Source organism: Streptomyces sp. NPDC030798 (genome assembly GCF_055572275.1).
Genome location: NZ_JBVIDR010000007.1, coordinates 318346 through 337883, shown reverse-complemented (window position 1 = coordinate 337883; position 19538 = coordinate 318346). Strand labels below are relative to the sequence as shown.

19 protein-coding genes are annotated in these 19538 nt (G+C 71.0%); 8 read left to right on the top strand and 11 right to left on the bottom strand.

Annotated elements, in window-relative coordinates; all coding sequences use genetic code 11:
• Positions 1-7: 7 nt before the first annotated feature.
• Genes ectB through thpD form a run of 3 tightly spaced genes read left to right on the top strand, consistent with a single transcriptional unit; the run spans position 8 to position 2598 of the window.
• Positions 8-1279, top strand: coding sequence for a diaminobutyrate--2-oxoglutarate transaminase (gene ectB, locus ACZ404_RS18855; RefSeq protein WP_468441203.1), 1272 nt, complete (start codon positions 8-10; stop codon positions 1277-1279).
• A 21-nt stretch (positions 1280-1300) separates the two neighbouring features.
• The gene (locus tag ACZ404_RS18850; RefSeq protein WP_391719297.1) at positions 1301-1705 is read left to right on the top strand and encodes an ectoine synthase; all 405 of its coding nucleotides are present in this window, start codon (positions 1301-1303) and stop codon (positions 1703-1705) included.
• Positions 1706-1710: 5 nt separating this feature from the next.
• Positions 1711-2598, top strand: a complete 888-nt coding sequence (gene thpD / locus ACZ404_RS18845) for an ectoine hydroxylase (protein ID WP_468441200.1) — start codon at positions 1711-1713, stop codon at positions 2596-2598.
• A gap of 77 nt (positions 2599-2675) precedes the next feature.
• Here the strand turns inward: thpD and ACZ404_RS18840 are convergent, their stop codons facing one another.
• From ACZ404_RS18840 to ACZ404_RS18820, 5 genes are all read right to left on the bottom strand, one after another.
• On the bottom strand, positions 2676-3737 hold the full coding sequence (locus ACZ404_RS18840; RefSeq protein WP_468441198.1) for an aminotransferase class V-fold PLP-dependent enzyme: 1062 nt from the start codon (positions 3735-3737) through the stop codon (positions 2676-2678).
• Between the two features lie 97 nt (positions 3738-3834).
• Positions 3835-4548 (bottom strand): DsbA family oxidoreductase, encoded by a 714-nt coding sequence (locus ACZ404_RS18835; protein WP_468441196.1) that lies wholly within the window; start codon positions 4546-4548, stop codon positions 3835-3837.
• A gap of 74 nt (positions 4549-4622) precedes the next feature.
• Entirely contained in the window at positions 4623-5129 is a 507-nt protein-coding gene (locus ACZ404_RS18830) for a GNAT family N-acetyltransferase (RefSeq protein ID WP_468441194.1), read from the bottom strand.
• A gap of 89 nt (positions 5130-5218) precedes the next feature.
• On the bottom strand, positions 5219-5830 hold the full coding sequence (locus tag ACZ404_RS18825) for a DUF1349 domain-containing protein (protein ID WP_468441192.1): 612 nt from the start codon (positions 5828-5830) through the stop codon (positions 5219-5221).
• Positions 5831-5839: 9 nt separating this feature from the next.
• Entirely contained in the window at positions 5840-7369 is a 1530-nt protein-coding gene (locus ACZ404_RS18820; protein ID WP_468441190.1) for an aldehyde dehydrogenase (NADP(+)), read from the bottom strand.
• Between the two features lie 140 nt (positions 7370-7509).
• On the opposite strand from ACZ404_RS18820, the gene ACZ404_RS18815 reads away from it, so the two are divergent.
• The 3 genes from ACZ404_RS18815 to ACZ404_RS18805 all read left to right on the top strand — a co-directional run bounded on the left by ACZ404_RS18815 (position 7510) and on the right by ACZ404_RS18805 (position 10338).
• Positions 7510-8283 (top strand): IclR family transcriptional regulator, encoded by a 774-nt coding sequence (locus tag ACZ404_RS18815; protein ID WP_468441188.1) that lies wholly within the window; start codon positions 7510-7512, stop codon positions 8281-8283.
• A gap of 38 nt (positions 8284-8321) precedes the next feature.
• Positions 8322-8792, top strand: coding sequence for a GNAT family N-acetyltransferase (locus ACZ404_RS18810; protein WP_468441186.1), 471 nt, complete (start codon positions 8322-8324; stop codon positions 8790-8792).
• A 91-nt stretch (positions 8793-8883) separates the two neighbouring features.
• The gene (locus ACZ404_RS18805) at positions 8884-10338 is read left to right on the top strand and encodes a peptidoglycan D,D-transpeptidase FtsI family protein (RefSeq protein ID WP_468441184.1); all 1455 of its coding nucleotides are present in this window, start codon (positions 8884-8886) and stop codon (positions 10336-10338) included.
• Between the two features lie 7 nt (positions 10339-10345).
• Here the strand turns inward: ACZ404_RS18805 and ACZ404_RS18800 are convergent, their stop codons facing one another.
• Complete coding sequence (locus ACZ404_RS18800) at positions 10346-11797, bottom strand: NCS2 family permease (RefSeq protein WP_468441182.1); 1452 nt, start codon at positions 11795-11797, stop codon at positions 10346-10348.
• A 275-nt stretch (positions 11798-12072) separates the two neighbouring features.
• On the opposite strand from ACZ404_RS18800, the gene ACZ404_RS18795 reads away from it, so the two are divergent.
• A complete protein-coding gene (locus tag ACZ404_RS18795) occupies positions 12073-12639 on the top strand; it encodes a SigE family RNA polymerase sigma factor (protein ID WP_468441180.1) in 567 nt (188 codons plus the stop codon).
• Entirely contained in the window at positions 12636-13469 is an 834-nt protein-coding gene (locus ACZ404_RS18790; protein ID WP_468441178.1) for a hypothetical protein, read from the top strand. Before ACZ404_RS18795 ends, ACZ404_RS18790 begins: the two co-directional genes overlap by 4 nt.
• A 107-nt stretch (positions 13470-13576) precedes the next feature.
• On the opposite strand, the gene ACZ404_RS18785 is transcribed toward ACZ404_RS18790, so the two are convergent.
• The 5 genes from ACZ404_RS18785 to ACZ404_RS18765 all read right to left on the bottom strand — a co-directional run bounded on the left by ACZ404_RS18785 (position 13577) and on the right by ACZ404_RS18765 (position 19323).
• A complete protein-coding gene (locus ACZ404_RS18785; RefSeq protein WP_468441176.1) occupies positions 13577-14374 on the bottom strand; it encodes an HAD family acid phosphatase in 798 nt (265 codons plus the stop codon).
• A gap of 168 nt (positions 14375-14542) precedes the next feature.
• Positions 14543-15664 (bottom strand): pectinesterase family protein, encoded by a 1122-nt coding sequence (locus ACZ404_RS18780; RefSeq protein ID WP_468441174.1) that lies wholly within the window; start codon positions 15662-15664, stop codon positions 14543-14545.
• 72 nt (positions 15665-15736) lie between these two features.
• Positions 15737-17053 (bottom strand): pectate lyase family protein, encoded by a 1317-nt coding sequence (locus ACZ404_RS18775; RefSeq protein ID WP_468441172.1) that lies wholly within the window; start codon positions 17051-17053, stop codon positions 15737-15739.
• 16 nt (positions 17054-17069) lie between these two features.
• The gene (locus ACZ404_RS18770) at positions 17070-17879 is read right to left on the bottom strand and encodes a rhamnogalacturonan acetylesterase (RefSeq protein WP_468441170.1); all 810 of its coding nucleotides are present in this window, start codon (positions 17877-17879) and stop codon (positions 17070-17072) included.
• Between the two features lie 109 nt (positions 17880-17988).
• Entirely contained in the window at positions 17989-19323 is a 1335-nt protein-coding gene (locus tag ACZ404_RS18765; protein ID WP_468441168.1) for an ABC transporter substrate-binding protein, read from the bottom strand.
• Positions 19324-19538 lie beyond the last annotated feature (215 nt).

Sequence of the window (19538 nt, the reverse complement as noted above, 5' to 3'; positions counted from 1 at the left end):
GATTCACGTGACCATCACCCAGCCCGACCTCAGCGTCTTCGAGACCGTCGAGTCCGAGGTGCGCAGCTACTGCCGCGGCTGGCCCACCGTGTTCGACCGTGCGCAGGGCAGCCGGATGTACGACGAGGACGGCCATGCGTACCTCGATTTCTTCGCCGGGGCCGGCTCACTCAACTACGGCCACAACAACCCGGTCCTGAAACGGGCGTTGATCGACTATCTGTCCCGGGACGGGGTCACCCACGGCCTGGACATGTCGACCACCGCCAAGCGGTCCTTCCTGCAGACCTTCCAGGACCTGGTGCTGCGCCCGCGCGACCTGCCGTACAAGGTCATGTTCCCGGGCCCGACCGGCACCAACGCCGTGGAGTCCGCGCTGAAGCTCGCCCGGAAGGCCAAGGGGCGGGAGGCGATCGTGTCGTTCACGAACGCCTTCCACGGCATGTCGCTGGGCTCCCTCGCCGTCACCGGCAACGCCTTCAAGCGGGCGGGCGCGGGCATACCGCTGGTGCACGGCACGCCGATGCCGTTCGACAACTACTTCGACGGCACGGTCCCGGACTTCCTCTGGTTCGAGCGGCTGCTGGAGGACCAGGGCTCCGGGCTCAACAAGCCCGCCGCCGTGATCGTGGAGACCGTGCAGGGCGAGGGCGGCATCAACGTCGCCCGGCCCGAGTGGCTGCGTGCGCTCAAGGAGCTGTGCGAGCGGCAGGACATGCTGCTGATCGTCGACGACATCCAGATGGGCTGCGGCCGCACCGGCGCCTTCTTCTCCTTCGAGGAGGCCGGGATCACGCCCGACATCGTCACCGTCTCCAAGTCGATCAGCGGCTACGGCCTGCCCATGTCGCTGTGCCTGTTCACGCCCGAGCTCGACCTGTGGGAGCCGGGCGAGCACAACGGCACCTTCCGCGGCAACAACCCCGCGTTCGTCACCGCCACCGCGGCCCTGGAGACGTACTGGACCGACGGCTCCGCCATGGAGAAGCAGACCCGCACCCGCGGCGAGCAGGTCGAGCAGGGGCTGATCGCCGTCACCGAGGAGAACCTCGCCGACGTGAAGGAGTACCGCGGGCGCGGCCTGGTGTGGGGCCTGGAGTTCCACGACAAGGACCGGGCCTCGCGGGTCGCCCGGCGGGCCTTCGAACTGGGGCTGCTCATCGAGACGTCCGGCCCCGAGGGCGAGGTCGTCAAGCTGCTGCCCGCCCTCACCATCACCCCCGAGGAGCTGGACGAGGGGCTGAGCGTCCTCGCCCGCGCCGTCCGGGAAACCGCCTGATCGACTAGGAGTGGCACCACCGTGATCGTCCGATCGTTCAAGGACATCGAAGGCACCGACCGGCACGTCAGGTCCAAGTCGGGCACCTGGGAGAGCAAGCGGATCGTCCTCGCCAAGGAGCGGGTCGGCTTCTCCCTGCACGAGACCATCCTCTACGCCGGGACCGAGACGTCGATGTGGTACGCCAACCACATCGAGGCCGTCGTCTGCACGAAGGGCGAGGCCGAACTCACCGACCACGAGGCCGGGAAGACGTACACGATCACCCCCGGCACCATGTACCTCCTCGACGGGCACGAGCGGCACACGCTGCGCGTCAAGGAGGACTTCCACTGCATCTGCGTGTTCAACCCGCCCGTCACCGGACGGGAGGACCACGACGAGAACGGCGTCTACCCGCTGCTCACCGAGCCCGAGGAGGTGTGACACCCATGACCGCTGTCACCGACCTGTACCCCACCCGCGGCACCAGTGAGGTGACCGTGCCCCGCCAGGACCCGGTCGTCTGGGGCTCCCCGGACACCCCGGGCCCCATCGCCACCGCCGACCTGCAGGCCTACGAGCGGGACGGCTTCCTCGCCGTCGACCAGCTGATCGGCCCCGACGAGGTCGAGGTCTACCGGCGTGAGCTGGAACGGCTGGTCTCCGACCCGGCGATCCGGGCCGACGAGCGCTCCATCGTCGAGCCGAAGTCGAAGGAGATCCGCTCCGTCTTCGAGGTGCACCGGATCAGCGAGGTGTTCGCGAACCTGGTGCGCGACGAGCGCGTGGTCGGCCGTGCCCGGCAGATCCTGGGCTCGGACGTGTACGTCCACCAGTCCCGGATCAACGTCAAGCCCGGTTTCGGCGCGAGCGGCTTCTACTGGCACTCGGACTTCGAGACCTGGCACGCCGAGGACGGCCTGCCGAACATGCGCACCGTGTCCGTCTCGATCGCGCTGACCGAGAACCACGACACCAACGGCGGCCTGATGATCATGCCGGGCTCGCACCGGACGTTCCTGGGCTGCGCCGGCGCCACGCCCGAGGACAACTACAAGAAGTCGCTGCAGATGCAGGACGCCGGCACCCCGTCCGACGAGGCGCTGACCGAGCTGGCCGGCGCGTACGGCATCCGGCTGTTCACCGGCAGGGCGGGCTCGGCGACCTGGTTCGACTGCAACTGCATGCACGGTTCCGGCGACAACATCACGCCGTTCCCGCGCAGCAACGTCTTCATCGTGTTCAACAGTGTGGAGAACACCGCGGTGGAGCCGTTCGCGGCGCCGGTGCGCCGGCCGGAGTTCATCGGGGCGAGGGACTTCACGCCGGTGAAGTGACACGAGTGGGGTGACGGCCCCGCAGCACCGGGCCCGGGGCCTCCCGTGCGGGACGGGAGGCCCCGGGCCCGGTGGCATCAGCCGGACAGGGCGTCGAGCAGGCGGTCCACGTCCGCCGGCGTGTTGTAGAGGTGGAACGAGGCCCGCAGGTTGCCCGCACGGTCGGAGACCTCGATGCCGGCGCGGCTCAACTCGCCCTGGCGGTCGCCGATTCCGGGCACGGAGACGATCGCCGAGCCGGGGGCGGGCAGGGGCTCGTGGCCGAGGGCGGCGAGTCCGGAGCGGAACCGGTCGGCGAGGGCGACGGCGTGGCCGTGCAGGGCGGGCACGCCGACCTCCTCGAGCAGTTCCAGGGAGCGGCGCAGCCCGGCGTAGCTGAACAGGGCGTGGGTGAGGTCGAACCGCCGGGCGGAGCGGGCGAGTTCGGTGACCGGGCCGTAGCAGCTGTCCCACGGCACCTCGCCCGCGACCCAGCCGGCCAGCACCGGGGTGAGGCCGCCGAAGTCCTCCGGGACCGTGAGGAAGGCCGCTCCGTGCGGGCCGAGCAGGAACTTGTAGGCGACGCTCGCGGTGAAGTCGTCGGCGTCCGCGTCCATCGGCAGCCAGCCGGCGGCCTGGGAGTGGTCGACGTAGGTGCGGGCCCCGTGCGCGCGGGCCGCCTCGCGCAGGGCGGTCAGGTCGGCGATCCGCCCGTCGGCGGACTGGACGGCGCTCACCGCGACGAGCGCGGTGCCGGGGCGGACGGACTCGGCGATCCGCTCCAGCGCGACCGTGCGGACCTTGAGGTCGCCGCGCACGTGGAACGGGTTCAGTACGGAGGTGAAGTCGCCCTCGGCGGTGAGGACTTCGGCGCCCGGGGGCAGGGAGGCCGCGATCACCCCGGTGTGCGCGGCGACCGAGGCGCCGGCCGCCACCCGCGTCGCCGGGACGCCGGCGAGCCGGGCGTAGGCGGCCCGGCAGGCCTCGACGTCCTCGTACAGCGGCACCGCCGACCGGCCCTCGGCCCGCAGCAGCGCGGCCTCGTGCAGGGCGCTGACGGTGCGGGCGGGCAGCAGGCCGTTGCTCGCCGTGTTGAGATAGCTGCTCCGGGGGGTGAACTCGGCGCGGACGAGGTTCTCGAACGTCTCCGTGGTCTCCATGGATCCACTCTGCGGCCCCAGGAGGGAGCAGTCCATTGCGATTCTTTACGCAGATCCGCGAAGCGCTGCTTATACGTCCGCGCCGACCTGCGGTTTCTCAGTGCTGCGGCACCGCGCACCCGTCCGGGCCACAGGCCTCGGCGTCGCCCTGGACCACCTTCAGCGGGGACCGCTCGCCCCAGGCCTGGGCCAGGGCCTGGGTGAAGACCTCGGCGGGCTGGGCGCCGGAGACGCCGTACGTCCGGTCGAGGACGAAGAAGGGCACGCCGCTCGCGCCGAGCCGGGCGGCCTCGCGCTCGTCGGCGCGGACGTCCTCGGCGTAGGCGTCGGGGTCGGCGAGGACCGCGCAGGCCGCGCCGGCGTCCAGGCCGGCCTCGGCGGCCAACTCCACCAGGCGCTCGTCGCCCTCGGTGAAGACGGAGCGCTCCTCGGCGAAGTTGGCCCGGTACAGGATCTGGATCAGCTCGTCCTGCCTGCCCTGCTCCTTGGCGAAGTGCAGCAGGCGGTGCATGTCGAAGGTGTTGCCGTGGTCGCGGTCCCGGGTGCGGTAGTCCAGGCCCTCGGCGGCGGCCTGCGCGCCCAGGTTCTCCTCGCCGGCCTGAGCCTGCGCCTCGCTCATGCCGTACTTGCGGGTGAGCATGGTGATCACGGGCTGCACGTCGCCCTTGGCGCGGCCGGGGTCCAGCTCGAAGGAGCGGTGCACCACCTCGACCTGGTCGCGGTGCGGGAAGGCCGCGAGCGCCTTCTCGAAGCGTGCCTTTCCTACGTAGCACCAGGGACAGGCGATGTCGCTCCAGATTTCGACGCGCATGCTCTCGGCTCTTTCCGGTCCGTACGGCGCGGAGGCTCTCTCCGGCCGATACGTGAACGTTCAAACAGCGGGCTTCATTCCCGGGGTGCCACGGCGCGGCGCAGATACAGGTGGTGGTCGCCCTCGGCGGGCGGGTTCGCGGGGTCGGGGAGCCAGCCCCGGCCGGCGTAGAACGCCTGGGCGCGCCGGTTGTCCACGTGCACATCGAGCACGGCCTGCCGCCTGCCGTCGGCCCGCCACTCCTCCACGCAGGCCGCGTGCAGGGCCGAGCCGATGCCGGAGCGCCAGTGGCCGGGGTCGACGTGGAACTGGAACAGCTTGACGGTGTCCGCGGGTGCGCCGTCCGGGATGCGGAAGGAGGCGATGCCGATGATCCGGCCCTGCCCGACGGCGCACAGCACCCGTCCGTCGGGGCGCTCGATGGAACCGCGCCAGGCCTCGACCCAGTCCACGTCGCTCTCGGGCACGCCGTCCGGGTAGTAGGTCGAGCGGGCCCGCAGGTGCAGGCCTGCGATGATCTCGGCTTCGGCGGGCAGGGCGGTGCGGATCACCAGGGCGCCGTTCACTCGGTCACTGATCATGCAACGAAGGACGAGGCGGCCCCGGCCCCGGTTCCGCGCCGGCTGAACCGGGCCCGGAGGATGGCTCCTGTTCGCCCCGGCCCTCGTCGTCAGCTGCCGTCTCGCAGGTCGTCCGGCCAGCCGGGCCTGAACTCCAGGTGGTCGTAGGTGACCACACAACCCTCGCCGAGCGGCGCCTGGGCCATGAAACCGACCAGGGCCGCGCCCGTCTCCTTCTCGTCGCCGAGGGTGAAGAGCCGGACGAAGGTCCAGCGCTCACCGTCCCGGGAGGCGTGGAAGGCGAAGGCCCGGCCGGTGCGGCTGACCCGCAGCCAGACCGAACTTCCGTCCACGGTGAAGGAGTTGGCGTCGTCGGAGTGGCCCCGGGTGACCACCGTGCACACCGTGGGCACGTCCGGGGAGTACTCCAGGCACAGCTTGGCCCAGGCCCGTTCGCCCACGTGGACGTAGAGGACCCCGGCGTCGAAGGCCCCGTTGAAGCCCACCGTCACCCGGGCTATGAGCTGGAAGTCGCCCTCGGGCGGCGCCCCGAGCAGACGGGGCGCGTCGGAGGCGGTGTCCAGTGCCTCCCCGGTGGGCGGCACGAACCGGTCCTGCCGGGGCCCGGCCCACCCGGTGAGCACACCGCCGTCGTGGGACCAGTTGCCGTCGGGACCGTAGGTCCGCAGGGGGAAGGGGAGTTCGGGAAGCTGCATGTCCATCGGATGACGCTACCGCTCCAGGACGCCGTTGAACCGCCGGGGAAGCCCGAGGGGGTTGTCGTCCCGGAGCTCCTCGGGCAGCAGCGCCTCGGGCGCGTTCTGGTAGGTGACCGGGCGCAGCCAGCGCTCGATCGCCGTACCGCCCACCGAGGTGGAGGTGGAGGTGGTGGCGGGGTAGGGGCCGCCGTGGTGCTGGGCGGGGGCGACCGCGACACCGGTGGGCCAGCCGTTGACGAGCACGCGGCCCGCCAGCGGGGTCAGTTCCGCGAGGATCTCCGCGCCCCGGCCCTCGCCGGCGGCCTCCTCGGCGGACAGGTGCACGGTGGCGGTGAGGTTGCCGGGCAGGCGGGAGAGGACCGCGCTCGCCTCGCTCCGGTCCTCGTAGCGGGCCACCACGGTGACCGGTCCGAAGCACTCCTCCAGGAGCAGGTCGTACGCCCCCTGCTCGGCGAGCCGGCTCGCCGGGACCGTCAGGAAGCCCGGGCTGACGCTGTGCTCGCCGCCCGCGCCCGGGGTCACCGGGGACTCGACGCCGTCCAGTTCCGCGCGCTCGGCGACGCCGGCGAGGAAGTTGTCCCGCATCCGGTGGTCGAGCAGCACGCCCGCGTCGGTGCCGCTGACGGCGTCCGTGAGGGACTTGACCAGGCCGTCACCGGCCGCGCCGGACGGCACCAGCACCAGGCCGGGCTTGACGCAGAACTGCCCGACGCCCAGCGTCATGGATCCGCCGAGCCCGGTACCGATGGCCTCGGCGCGCTCGGCGGCGGCCGCCTCGGTGACCAGGACCGGGTTCAGCGAGCCCAGCTCGCCGTGGAACGGGATGGGCACCGGGCGCGCGGCGGCCGCGTCGAACAGGGCCCGCCCGCCGCGCACCGAGCCGGTGAAGCCGGCCGCGGCGACCAGCGGGTGCTCGATCAGCTCGACGCCCGCCTCGAAGCCGTGCACGAGACCGACGACGCCCTCGGGAATGCCGTGTTCGGCGGCGGCCCGGCGCAGCACCTTGGCGACCAGCTCGGACAGCGCCGGGTGGTCGGGGTGGGCCTTGACGACCACCGGGCAGCCCGCGGCGAGCGCGCTCGCGGTGTCGCCGCCGGCGACGGAGAAGGCGAAGGGGAAGTTGGAGGCGGAGTAGACGGCCACGACGCCCAGCGGCACCTTGTAGCGGCGCAGGTCCGGAACGGGCGGGGTGGCGCTGTCGTCGGGGTGGTCGATGACGACGTCGAGGAAGGCACCCTCGTCCACGATGCCGGCGAAGGCGCGCAGCTGGTACGTCGTCCGGGCGAGTTCGCCGGTCAGCCGGACCGGGCCGAGCGCGGTCTCGGCGTCGGCGACCTCCACCAGCTGGTCCCGGGCGGCGTCCAGGCCGGCGGCGGCCGAGCGCAGGAACGCGGAGCGGACGGCGCGGTCGGCGAGGGAGGGGCGGGCGGCGTGTGCGGCGCGGACGACCGCGTCCACCTCCTGGGCTGTGGCCTCCACCGCAACCTGTTCACGCTGCTTCCCGGTGCGCGGGTCGACACTCCAGACTGGTGCTGCTGCCACCGCGAGTCCCTCCAGTTAAGACCGCATTGCCCAGGTCGGCCATCAGCCGCGTTCGATATACTGAACACCGTCTCTGATGATGAATATGCTGCTCGGAGACTATATATCGAGGTGCTCGTCGAACGAAGGGGTCAAGGGCGATGTCGGCAGGCGAGACAGGCGGCGGGGCGCAGGTCAAGTCCGCGGTGCGGACCGTGGAATTGCTCGAGTACTTCGCCGGCAAGCCCGGTATGCACTCCCTCGCGGCGGTGCAGGAGGCCGTGGGATATCCCAAGTCCAGCCTCTACATGCTGCTGCGCACGCTCGTGGAGCTGGGCTGGGTGGAGACCGACGCCACCGGCACCCGGTACGGCATCGGGGTGCGGGCGCTGCTGGTCGGCACCTCCTACATCGACGGCGACGAGGTCGTGGCGGCGGCCAGGCCGACCCTGGACCGCCTCTCCGACGACACCACGGAGACCATCCACCTGGCCCGGCTGGACGGCACGAACGTGGTCTACCTGGCCACCCGCCAGTCCCAGCACTACCTGCGCCCCTTCACCCGGGTGGGCCGCCGGCTGCCCGCGCACTCCACCTCCCTCGGCAAGGCACTGCTCGCCACGCACACCGACGAACAGGTGCGCAAGCTGCTGCCGGAGACCCTGCCGGCGCTCACCGAGCACACGATCACCGACCGCGAGAAGCTCATCGAGGAGCTGAACCAGGTCCGTGAGCAGGGCTTCGCCGTCGACCGCGAGGAGAACACGCTGGGCCTGCGCTGCTTCGGCGTGGCGATCCCGTACCGCACGCCCGCCCGCGACGCCATCAGCTGCTCGGTCCCGGTGGCCCGGCTGACCCCCGCGCACGAGCAGATGATCAAGGACGCCCTGTTCGACGCCCGCGACCGGCTCACGCTGGCGACGCGCAGGCTGTGAGCCGGAGCCGCTTCCGGGGCGGCGCGTAGGCTCGGAGCATGGAGATCGCGCTGCGTGCCGTGCAGGACAGCGACCTGCCGGTGTTCCACCGGCACATGACCGATCCGGACGCGGTCCGCATGGCCGCGTTCGGCCCGGACGACGCGCACGACCGGGAGGCCTTCGCGACCCACTGGCACCGCCTGCGGGACTCCTCCGAGGTGCTGCGCACCGTCCTCGCCGACGGGACCGTGGCCGGCAACGCGGCGGTCTACCGCGTGGCCGGCGAGCGTGAGGTGACGTACTGGATCGATCGCGCCTACTGGGGGCGCGGCGTGGCCACGGCCGCGCTGCGCGCCCTGCTCACCGAGGTCCCCGGCCGCCCGCTGTACGCCCGCGCCGCGGCCGACAACGCCGGGTCGCTGCGGGTGCTGGAGAAGTGCGGATTCCGGGAGACCGCACGCGCGCGGGGGTTCGCCGCGGGGCGCGGCGAGGAGATCGACGAGGTGGTCCTCGTCCTGGACGCGTGACCCTTCGGCAGGGGCCGGTTTCCTGAACATCCGGTGAGAAACACGGGCGTACGGGAACGATCGCCCCCGCCTCGCTCGTCTTCAGGGCGGGATGAACAAGACGATCAGGCGGGCGTCCGTCTTCGCGCTGCTGCTCGTGCTCGCTCTGCTGGTCAGGGCGACCTGGGTGCAGTTCTACGACGGCAAGGCCCTCGCGGACGACAACGACAACCGGCGGAACGCGATCGAGACGTACTCACGGCCGCTCGGGAACATCATCGTGGCCGGGAACGCGATCACCGGCTCGGCGCGGACGAAGGGGAGCGACCTCGCGTACAAGCGGACGTACACGAACGGCAAGCTGTACGCGGCGGTGACGGGCTACGCCTCGCAGGCCTATGCGCCCACCCAGCTGGAGGGCATCTACCAGGACCTGCTCAAGGGCACCGACAACCGGCTCAAGACGGTGATGGGCACCCTCACCGGGCAGCGCGCCGACCCGGGCAACGTGCTGACGACGATCGACCCGGCGGTGCAGAAGGCGGCGTACCAGGCGCTGGGCGACAAGAAGGGCGGGGCGGTCGCGATCGACCCGAAGACCGGGAAGATCCTCGCGGTGGTCTCGACGCCGTCGTACGACCCCTCCTCGCTCACCGGCGCCAACACGGCCGGGTCGGCCTGGAAGAGCCTCAACGCGGACAAGGACAAGCCGCTCACCAACCGCGCCCTGCGCCAGCCGCTGCCCCCGGGCTCGACGTTCAAGCTGGTCGTGGCGGCGGCCGCGCTGGAGGACGGGCTGTACAAGAACGTGGACGACCCGACCGACAGCCCCGATCCCTACACCCCGCCGGGCACGACGCACGTCCTGGTGAACGAGAGCAGGTCGGCGCCGTGCAGGAACGCCTCCATCCGTGTCGCGCTGCAGTACTCCTGCAACAACGTCTTCGGTCACATGGCCGTCCAGCTCGGCCAGGACAAGGTGCGGGCCATGGCGGAGAAGTTCGGCTTCAACGACGACAAGCTGGACGTGCCGGTGCGGGCCTACGCCAGCGTGTACCCGTCGGACATGGACCAGGCGCAGACCGCGCTGTCCGGCATCGGCCAGTTCGACGTCACCGCGACACCGCTGCAGATGGCCATGGTGTCGGCCGCGATCGCCAACGGCGGCAGGCTGGTCTCGCCGCACATGGTCTCGCAGATCACCGACAGCGGCGGTGACGTGCTGAAGGACTACGACTCCGACGCCGGGACGCGACGGATCGTCAGCTCCTCCACCGCCGAGCAGTTGCAGTCGGCGATGGTGACGGTGGTGAAGGACGGCACCGGTACGAACGCGCTGATCGACGGCGTGACCGTCGGCGGCAAGACCGGTACCGCCCAGCACGGCGAGAACAACAGCAAGACGCCGTACGCCTGGTTCACCTCCTACGGCAAGTCCGACAGCAGCGGCAAGGAGGTCGCCGTGGCGGTGATGGTGGAGCAGTCGGACGCGGCGCGCTCGGAGGTCAGCGGCAACGGACTGGCGGCGCCGGTGGCGAAGGCGATGATGCGGGCGGCACTGAAGTGAGCGCCCCTCACTTCACCCCGAGCACCTGCTCCACCGGATCGATCGCGAAGTACACCAGGAACAGCGCCGAGACGCCCCACAGCAGCCAGTTCACCTCACGCGCCTTCCCCAGCACCGTCTTGATGAGGACGTAGGACACGAAGCCCGCGCCGATGCCGTCGGTGATGGAGTAGGTGAAGGGCATCGCGGCGATGGTGAGGAACGCCGGGATGGCGATCTCGTAGCGGTCCCAGTCGATGTGCTTGACGTGGGTCATCATCAGGAAGCCCACCGCGATCAGGGCGGGCGCCGCCGCCTGGAGCGGGACGATGGTGAGCAGCGGGGTGAGGAAGAGGGCGAGGCCGAAGAGGCCGCCGGTGACCAGGTTGGCGAAGCCGGTGCGGGCACCCTCGCCGACGCCGGCGGCGGACTCGATGTAGGCGGTGTTGGAGGAGGCGGAGCCGACACCGCCCGCGACGGCGGCGGCGCCGTCGATGAACAGCACCCGCCCGATGCCGGGCACCTGCCCCTTCTCGTCCAGCAGCCCGGCCTCGGCGCTGATGCCGACGATGGTGCCCATGGCGTCGAAGAAGTCGGACAGGATGAGGGTGAAGACCAGCAGGACGGCGGTGAGGACGCCGGCCTTGGCGAAGCCGCCGAACAGGCTGAAGTGACCGACGAGTCCGAAGTCCGGGGCGGCGACGATCCGGTCGGGGACCTTGGGCGTGGTCAGGCCCCAGCTCTTGATGTCGGCGAGGGCGTCGATGACGATGGCGACGACGGTCGTCGTCACGATGCTGATGAGGATGGCGCCCTTCACCTTGCGGGCGAGCAGCGCGATGGTGAGCAGCACGCCGAGACAGAAGACCAGGACGGGCCAGCCGGTCAGGCGTCCGACGGCGCCGAGCTGCACGGGCACGGTGGTGTGCGCGGCGTCCGGGATGCGGCTGACGAACCCGGCGTCCACGAAGCCGATGAAGGCGATGAACAGGCCGATGCCGACACCGATGGCCTGCTTCAGCTGCTGCGGGATGGCGTTCATGATGGCCTCCCGCAGCCCGGTGAGGACCAGCAGGCAGATGACCAGGCCCTCCAGGACCACCAGGCCCATCGCGTCCGGCCAGCTCATCAGCGGCGCGAGCTGGAAGGCGACGACGGCGTTGAGGCCGAGGCCGGCGGCGATGGCGAGCGGGAGGTTGCCGCCGACGCCCATGACGATCGTCATCACACAGGCCACCAGGGCGGTGGCGGTGACGAGTTGGCCGGTGTCGAGCGAGTGGCCGAACTTGTCCTTTGCGCTGCCCAGGATGATCGGATTCAGGACAAGGATGTAGGCCATGGTGAAGAACGTGGCGAATCCGCCGCGTATCTCCCTGCCGAAGGTGGAGCCCCGTTCGGAGATTCTGAAGTACCGGTCGACGCCGTTCCCGGCAGGTGGTGCGGCGCCGGGCCGCTGGTCCACCTTCTGCGTCTCGGACATGGGCGTACTCCTCGTCGCCTGATGAGCGGTGTGCGGATGCTGGCTGGATTGTTCCCCCGATGAACCTGTTTCAGGTGTTCCCCGTGTTACGGAATCGGGCTCGATTCGGGCTCGCCCGCGGTTCGGTGCGTCATACGCTGTCCGAACCCCCGTACGACCGACACGAAAAGGTCACTGGTACGCTTCCGGATCTCCGTCCGGGAGCTCCTCCGGATGCTCGCATGTCATTCACATGACACGCACAGACCCCGAGCTGCACCGAGAGAGGTCACCCCGTGGGCACAGTCGTCGACGACGCCGCCTCCGTGGAGTTCCATGCCTTCTTCGAGCGGCACTACGCCGAGCTCTCCCGCCTCGCCCACCTGTTGACCGGGGAGGCGGACGCCGCCGACGACCTGGCCGCGGACGCGCTGCTCGCGCTCTGGCACCGCTGGGACCGGGTGCGCGCGGCCGACCGCCCGGTGGCGTACGCGCGGGGTGTGGTCGCCAACCTGGCCCGCACCCGGATCCGCAGTGCGGTGCGCGAGCGGCGCCGGATCGCGCTGTTCTGGCCGCACCGCGAGGAGCGGACCGAGAACCCGGACGTCGCCGGCGTGGTCGACGTGCAGGAGGCGCTGCGCAGGCTGCCGTTCCGCAAACGGGCGTGTGTGGTCCTCCGGCACGCGTTCGACCTGTCGGAGAAGGACACCGCACTCGCCCTGGGGATCTCGGTGGGTACGGTAAAGAGCCAGACGTCCAAGGGCATGGCCGAACTGCAGCGCCTGCTCGGCGGCCGGGGCGTCCCGCAGCGGATGCACGCGGCGATGGCGCGCGGCGGCGAGAGCGGAGGAAGGAACCGATGAGGCAGCAGGACGTGCACGACGAGCTGCGCGCCCGGCTGCACGAGGCGGCCGACGCCCATGCGCCCGACCGCGCGCGCATGCTGGCCCGGGTGGAGCGCGGCATGTCCGGGCAGACCCGCGCCGACCACCGGGCCACCCGGCCGCCGGTGTTCGGCTGGGCGCGGGTGGCGACCGCGACGGCTGCGGTGGCCGGGATCCTCGCGGCCGGCGGGTACGCGGTGGCCTCCGCGGTGAAGGACGACCCGCCCGCACAGGCGACGGTCACGGTCCCGCCGACGCCCGCCGCCTCCCCCGACGCGACCACGCGCCGGCCGGCGCACTCGGCGCCCCCGGCGCCCGGCACGGGCTCCCCCCACCCGTCCCGCACGCCCGAGGCCACCCCGTCCGGGACACCGGCGGCCTCCGCGCAGCCGCCCGTGGCCGACGGCGGGGAGGACGGCCCCCTGTGGTCGGACGGCTCGGTCGACCCGCACAGCAACGACTTCTGGGCGCAGAGCAACGTGACGCTCAAGACCTCACGGCAGTTGACCGCGCTCACCGTCCGGCTCACCGTGCGGCTGACCGCCGGAGTGTCCCCGACCGGTGCCTGGCGCTCCCTGCCCGAGCCGGACTTCACGCAGACGACGCGGAGGAGCGACGGCTTCCTCGTCTACACCTGGACGCTCAAGGCCGGCCGCACGGTCGCCGCGGGCACCTGGGAGTTCGCCGGGCAGTACAACCACGAGCGCGGCGGCCGGAACGCGAAGGACGACGGCTACACGATCACGGCCGTGGCGGGCGGCCACACGTACGCGGTGAAGGGCGGCTTCGCGCCCGACCACGGGAACTGACGGGGACGCGCAGCCGACCGGCCCGCGCGACCGGCCCCCGCCACGGCACGGTGCTGCCGGTGGCGGGGGCGGAGTACGAGCGGCTGCCGGCCGCCTGCCCGGAGGGGTCAGCTGACGAAGTACGTCGGGTTCGGCAGCTTGTAGGTGCGGTCGGCGTATCCGCCGTCCAGGTCCGAGTACTGGTCGCCGAAGTTGGCGATGATCTCGTACCCGAGGTCGTCCTCGATGTGCTTGCGGGTGCCGGACTTGTACTGCACCGTCGTGCAGTTCCAGGCGCCCGGGGTGGCGCAGCCGGAGAGGTAGGCCGGCGGGTTGGCCTTGTCCTTGAGGAACATGTGGTCGGCGTCGAGGTTCACATCGGCGCCGATCTTCTTCAGGTTCTCCACGGCGGCGGTGCGCTGGGCCTCGGTGAGGCCGGAGTTGTAGAAGACCTCGACGCCCTTGGACTCGGCGTAGCGCACCAGCTCGGGGCTGCCGAACACGGCCGGGCGGTCGGCCCGGTTCACGTAGTCGTTCCACGTGGTGGGGTTGTACGTGTAGTTGTAGCGCTTCTCGTAGTCGAGGCTGAGCAGCAGGGTGTCGTCGATGTCGAACATGACGGCCGGCTTCTCGCCGTGGCGGTGCGCCTTGCGGGCCGCCTTGTCGATGTACCGCTTGGCGTCGGCGTCGATCCGTGCCAGGTCCTTGGCGTACGGGCTGGTCGGGGACGCCTGGTAGACGCCGTTCGCGTCGGCCGTGGTCCCGTAGTAGGTGTCGATGTCCTTCACCAGCAGCCCGATGTTGTAGGGCTCGTGGGTGGAGTTCGCCGTCGACTGCCCGGCGGTGGCCGCGCCCGCGCCGTAGAGCGCGCCGGCGGCGACGGTAGCCGCGGCGGCGACTGCCGCGATCCGAAGTGTTTTATGCATGACAGGTTTCTACGCGCGTCACCCCTGGGAGCGCGAGACCCGTTGCCCGATCGATATCAAGCCATCGGGCGAACGGGCCCCTTTCTCCCGTGTGTTCGGTTCGTCGTTGCCCCGATCGTGCTGCTGCCCGTCGTCAGGCGAGCAGCGGGCGTCTGCGCGGGAGCACGGTCAGCACTCCTTCCACGGTGTCCAGTCGCCGAGGTAGGCCCCTCTGGTCGCCGACTCCGCCTGCGCGTCGGTCAGCCGGGGCCGGTTCTCGGGAACGGTGACGGCCGCGCCGGGGCCGGTGTTGCGGTACTCGGCGAACCGCTGGTCCTGCCAGGGATGGCTCGCCGACATGTCGGTGTAGGGCGCGACCGCGTCGATGCCGGGGCCGAGCCAGGTGTCGCGGACGGTGAGCATCGGGCGCGCGGTGGGGTCGGAACCGGGCACCCAGGGCCGGGCCAGCTTGTAGGAGGCGTCCGGCGCCTCGCTGGTGACGCGGCTGCGGAGGACCAGGTAGCCGCGCGGGTTGGCGACGGCGGTGGAGGGTGCGAAGACGAAGCCGTACGGCGCGGCCGCCAGGTCCGTCCGGTTCAGGGTGCGGAAGTGGCAGTGCTCGTACACCGCCGTGGCCCGCCCGAAGACGAAGTCGACGTCGCCCTCGGCGTAGCAGTGGGCGTAGTACTGGCGGGCGAAGGTGCCGAGGGCCATGGAGTCGGCGTAGAGGGTGTCCTGGTGGCCGAGGAAGCGGCAGTGCAGGAAGGCACTGCGGTCGCCCTGCGCCTTGATGGCGACGGCCTGGGTGCCGCTGATGCCGGGGTGGTCGGCGCGCAGCCAGTCGTTGGCGAAGGTGATCCAGCGGGCGGTGAAGCCGTCGGCCTGCACGGTGGTGGTGGCCGAGCCGGTGGTGCCGTAGGTGCCGCCGCCGGGCTTGGGGGTGCCGGCCGCGTTGTCGAAAACGATCAGGACGTCCCGGGGGTCCTCCGAGGCGCCGATCCAGGTCATCTCCCTGCGGCTCGGGTCGACGGCGACCGTCTCCCGGTAGGTGCCGGGGGCGAGGACGAGGGTGCGGCCGCTGCCGGCGGAGGCGGTCACCGCGGCCTGCACGGAGGTGAAGTCGCCGCGGCCGTGCGGGTCGACGTACAGGGTGCCCGGGGTCAGGCGGCGGGCCGGGGAGCCGTAGCGGCCGAACGGGCGGGGCCGGCCGGCGGCCCGTGCGGGGGCGGCGCCGAGGCCGAGCGCGGCGGCGGCCGCGGCGCCGGCGGCGAGGAAGTGCCGTCTGGACGGGCGGTGGTGGGGCGAGGGCATGCGAGGGCTCCTTCGCTGGTGCGGCTCGGTGAAGGGGTGGGGGCCGGGGTCGCTCCCCGGCCCCGGGCTGCTTCAGCGCAGGTGGCCCGCGCCCGCGCAGTGGTCGACGAGGCCGGGGACGGCCCGTGCGGGGTCGACGTGGGTGCGCAGGACGGGCGTCCATCCGGCCCCGGACTGCAGGATCTCGCCGGGAACCTGGGCGTTGTGGACGGCGATCAGGTCCGTCCGCCTGCCGTTGACGTAGTTGTCGTCGGCGGTGACCGGCGCCTCTTTCCACTTCTTCAGGATGAGACCGGCCTGGACCCCGTCGGGCAGCGTGAAGGCGTTGTGCTCGGCGACGAGCTGGGACTCCATGCCGATGCCGTAGCTGTATCCGTAGCCGTCGCCCGCGACGAAGTGGTTGTTGTACGAGTCCACCTGGCCGAAGCGGACGCGGGGCGCGCGCTCGACGAGGTCGGCGAACAGGTTGTGGTGGAAGGTGACCTTCAGGTGCCCCCGGTCCACGGCGGCGGTGGAGGCGCTGTCGCTGTTGCCGATGAGGATCGTCTTGTCGTGGTCCTCGAAGACGTTCCAGGAGGCGGTGACGTAGTCGGCGCCCTTGACGATGTCCAGCTCACCGTCGTGCTGTTCGAAGATCCGCCCGTAGTAGGACGGCAGGGTGGAGTCGGGGTGGTCCCCGTCGGTGAACGTGTTGTGGTCCATCCAGACGTGCGTGGAGCCGTGGACCACCGCGCTGTCGTACTCGGAGTTCCAGTTGCCGTCGGCGGTGTCGGTCGGGTCCCACTGCGGGAAGCAGTCGAGGGGGCTCTCGAGGCTCAGGTTGCGGACGATGACGTTGTCGACGCCCTTGATCTGCAGGCTCGCCCCCTTGAACCCGGCGTCCTTGCCGATGCCGACGATGGTGGTGTTGGCGGGGACGTTCGCCTTGACGTAGGCGTCCTGGTGGGCGGCGGAGGCGCGGCGCAGGCCCTCGGGGCTGTCGTCGGGCTCGCCGTCGAGGTTCTTGCCGTGGCCCCACACCGCCGGGTCGTAGGTCTTCAGATAGGTGGCGAAGTCGTAGCCGGGGACGGCGAAGGAGTCGCAGCTCGGCCCGTCGGCGTCGATGGTGCCCTTGACTCTGATGATCTTCGGGGTGCTGCCGCCGTCGGCGAGGGCGGCTTTGAACTGCTCCCAGGTGGTGACGGTGTGGACGTGCGCGGCGTCGGCCCCGGCGCCGCCGGTCGTCCCCGTGCCGTAGGCGGCCCACCCGTCCTTGGCGGGCAGCGTCTGCCGGTCGGGGCCGGCGCGGTGGAGGGGCTGTGCCGAGGCGGCCGAGGTGACGGCGAGCACGAGAGCCGTGCAGCCCACCAGCGTCCCTATGACACGTCCATGACATTTCTGTGTGCGCATGTGCGGGTCTCCTCTGTCAGGAAGCGGACGGCTGCGTCCCGGGCGGCCAGGTGATCCAGGACGTCGGGACGTCCTCGTGCAGCCGGACGACGTCGGGCCGGGCCAGCACCCGGGTGCGCAGCAGCTCCTGCGCCACGAGCCGGGCCACCGCGATGGCGCCGGGCGGGTTGAAGTGCGTGTTGTCCTGCTCGGTCGCCGTCCAGTTGAAGTACCTCTTCGTCTCCTCCACCCCGAGCCGCTGCCACAGCGCGAGCGACAGCGCCTCGATGTCGAGCAGCGCGACCCTCTCCTCCCGGGCGAGCGCGCGCATCGCCGCCGGATAGTCGCCGTGGGTCGGCAGGGCCTTGCCGTCGGCGTCGAATTTGCGCCGCTCGACGGGAGTGGCGAGCACCGGCCGGGCACCACGGGCGCGGGCGCCCTCGATGTACAGCCGCAGATGGTCCTGGTACGTCGTCCAGGGCTCGGTGCCGCGGGCCGGGTCGGTGGTCTTCTCGTCGTTGTGCGCGAACTGGACGATCAGCAGATCGTGCGGCCGGATCTCGGCGAGAATGGCCTCCAGCCGCCCCTCGTCGACGAAGCTCTTGGAACTCCGGCCGTTCACGGCCCGGTTGGAGACGCTCAACTGCTGCTGCCGCAGAAAGAAGGGAAACGCCATCCCCCATCCGGTCTCGGGCGCGGCGTCGGCGTACTTCTGGGCGGCTGTGGAGTCACCGGCGATGTAGACCGTACGACGGTGGGGCGCGGCCTGCGCGGTGCCGTTCGCGGCGAGACCGAGCGGAAGGGCGGCGAGTGCCGCGAGTGTTACCTGCCTGCGCGCAAGGGACACGACCAGTACCTTTCCAACAGGGATCGGGGAAGAAGCCGAGGGGCGCGGGGAACTGCGCGCGCGACCACGACGCACGCGCACCTCCCCACGACCGGGGCCGACCGAGCTCTCAGTGGTTCTTCTTCCAGTCCGCCTGGGCCTTGTTCAGCTGATCGGCCAGCGTGTCCAGGAAGTCCTTGGCGCTCAGCTTCCCCAGCAGCACCTTCTGGAAGTTGGGCTCGTTGTCCGCCTTGGAGATCGTGTTCCAGTCGGGCAGGTAGTACGGCAACTGAACGATCTTCGTGCTGGACCCGTTCAGCGCCTCGGCCGCCAGCTTCGTCGGCTCCGACGCCTGCACCCACGCGTCCTGCGCCGCCTCCGTGTTCGCCGGCACCTGTCCCGCCGACTCGTTCCACTTGCTGTTGGACTCGTGGGACGCGGCGAACTCGATGAACTTCCAGGCCGCCGCCTTGTTCTTGCTGGACCTGAACAGGGCGAGGCCGTCCACCGGGTTGGACACCTGCACCCGGGTACCGTCGTCCAGGGTCGGGTTCGGAATGCCCTTGAACTTGCCCTTCAGCGCCTTCTCGTGGTCGGCGTAGGAGCCCAGGTTGTGGCTGAGCATGCCGATGGTGCCGGAGTCCCACTGCGCGACCATCTTGGTGAAGTCGTTGTTGACGTCGGCGGACGGGGTGTCCTTCTTGTACAGGCCGACGTACTTCTCCAGCGCGGCCACGTTCCTGGGATCGTTGACGGTGGCCTTGTCGCCGTTCCAGAAGGACGTGATCCCGCTCTGCCCGTACATCGCGTCCAGGGCCTGCGCGATGGAGCCCTCGCCGCCGCGGATGGTGTACCCGAACCTGTTCCTGCCCTTGTCGGTGAGCTTGCCGGCGGCCGTGTAGAACTTCGTCCAGGTCGTCGGCGGCTGCAGCCCGGCCGCGGCGAACAGGTCGGTCCGGTACCAGAGGGTGCCGTTGTTCGCGGAGGTCGGCACGGTGTACGTCCTGTCGTCGCCGCCGGCGGCCTTCACGCTCTCCAGGAACTTCGTGTTGAGCTTGCCGTTCAGCGCGCTCCTGGAGAGCCGGCCGTCCAGCGGCTCCAGCGCGCCCTGCGCGGCGACCTCGGCGAGCATCGCGGTGCCGACACCGCCGACGTCCGGCAGGCCGCCGCCCTGGATGGCGGTGTCGTACTTGGACTGGACGCCGGCCGCCGGGACACCGACGTACTTGACCTTGATGGCGGGGTACTTCTTCTCGAAGTCGGAGATGATCTGCTTCCAGACGTCGGTGCGGACACCGCCGTTGTTGTCCCAGAACGTGATCGTGCCCTTGCCGGAGCCCTCGCCCCCCTTGTCCCCCGCGCCGCCGCTGCCGTCGTCGCCGCAGGCGGTGGTGGCCAGCGCGAGGACGGAGCCCAGGGCGACGGCCGTGGCGGCACGCCTGTTTCTGCGGATGCTGCTCTTCATTGAGTCGGCTCTTCTCTTCTTCTGGTTTCCTCGGGATCCCATGGACGGGTGGAGCTCCAGGTCGCGCGAGTGGAGCAGCGGCAGACCGCGGGCGCGGCCGAAGCTGGAGGCGGTGAGGTGGAAGTCGTCGCCGACGCGCACGACGTCCGGTCGGACCAGTCGGCGTTCAGCACCGGGTTCGCGAACCGACGTAGCGGGCGACCGGGCGGCCGGCG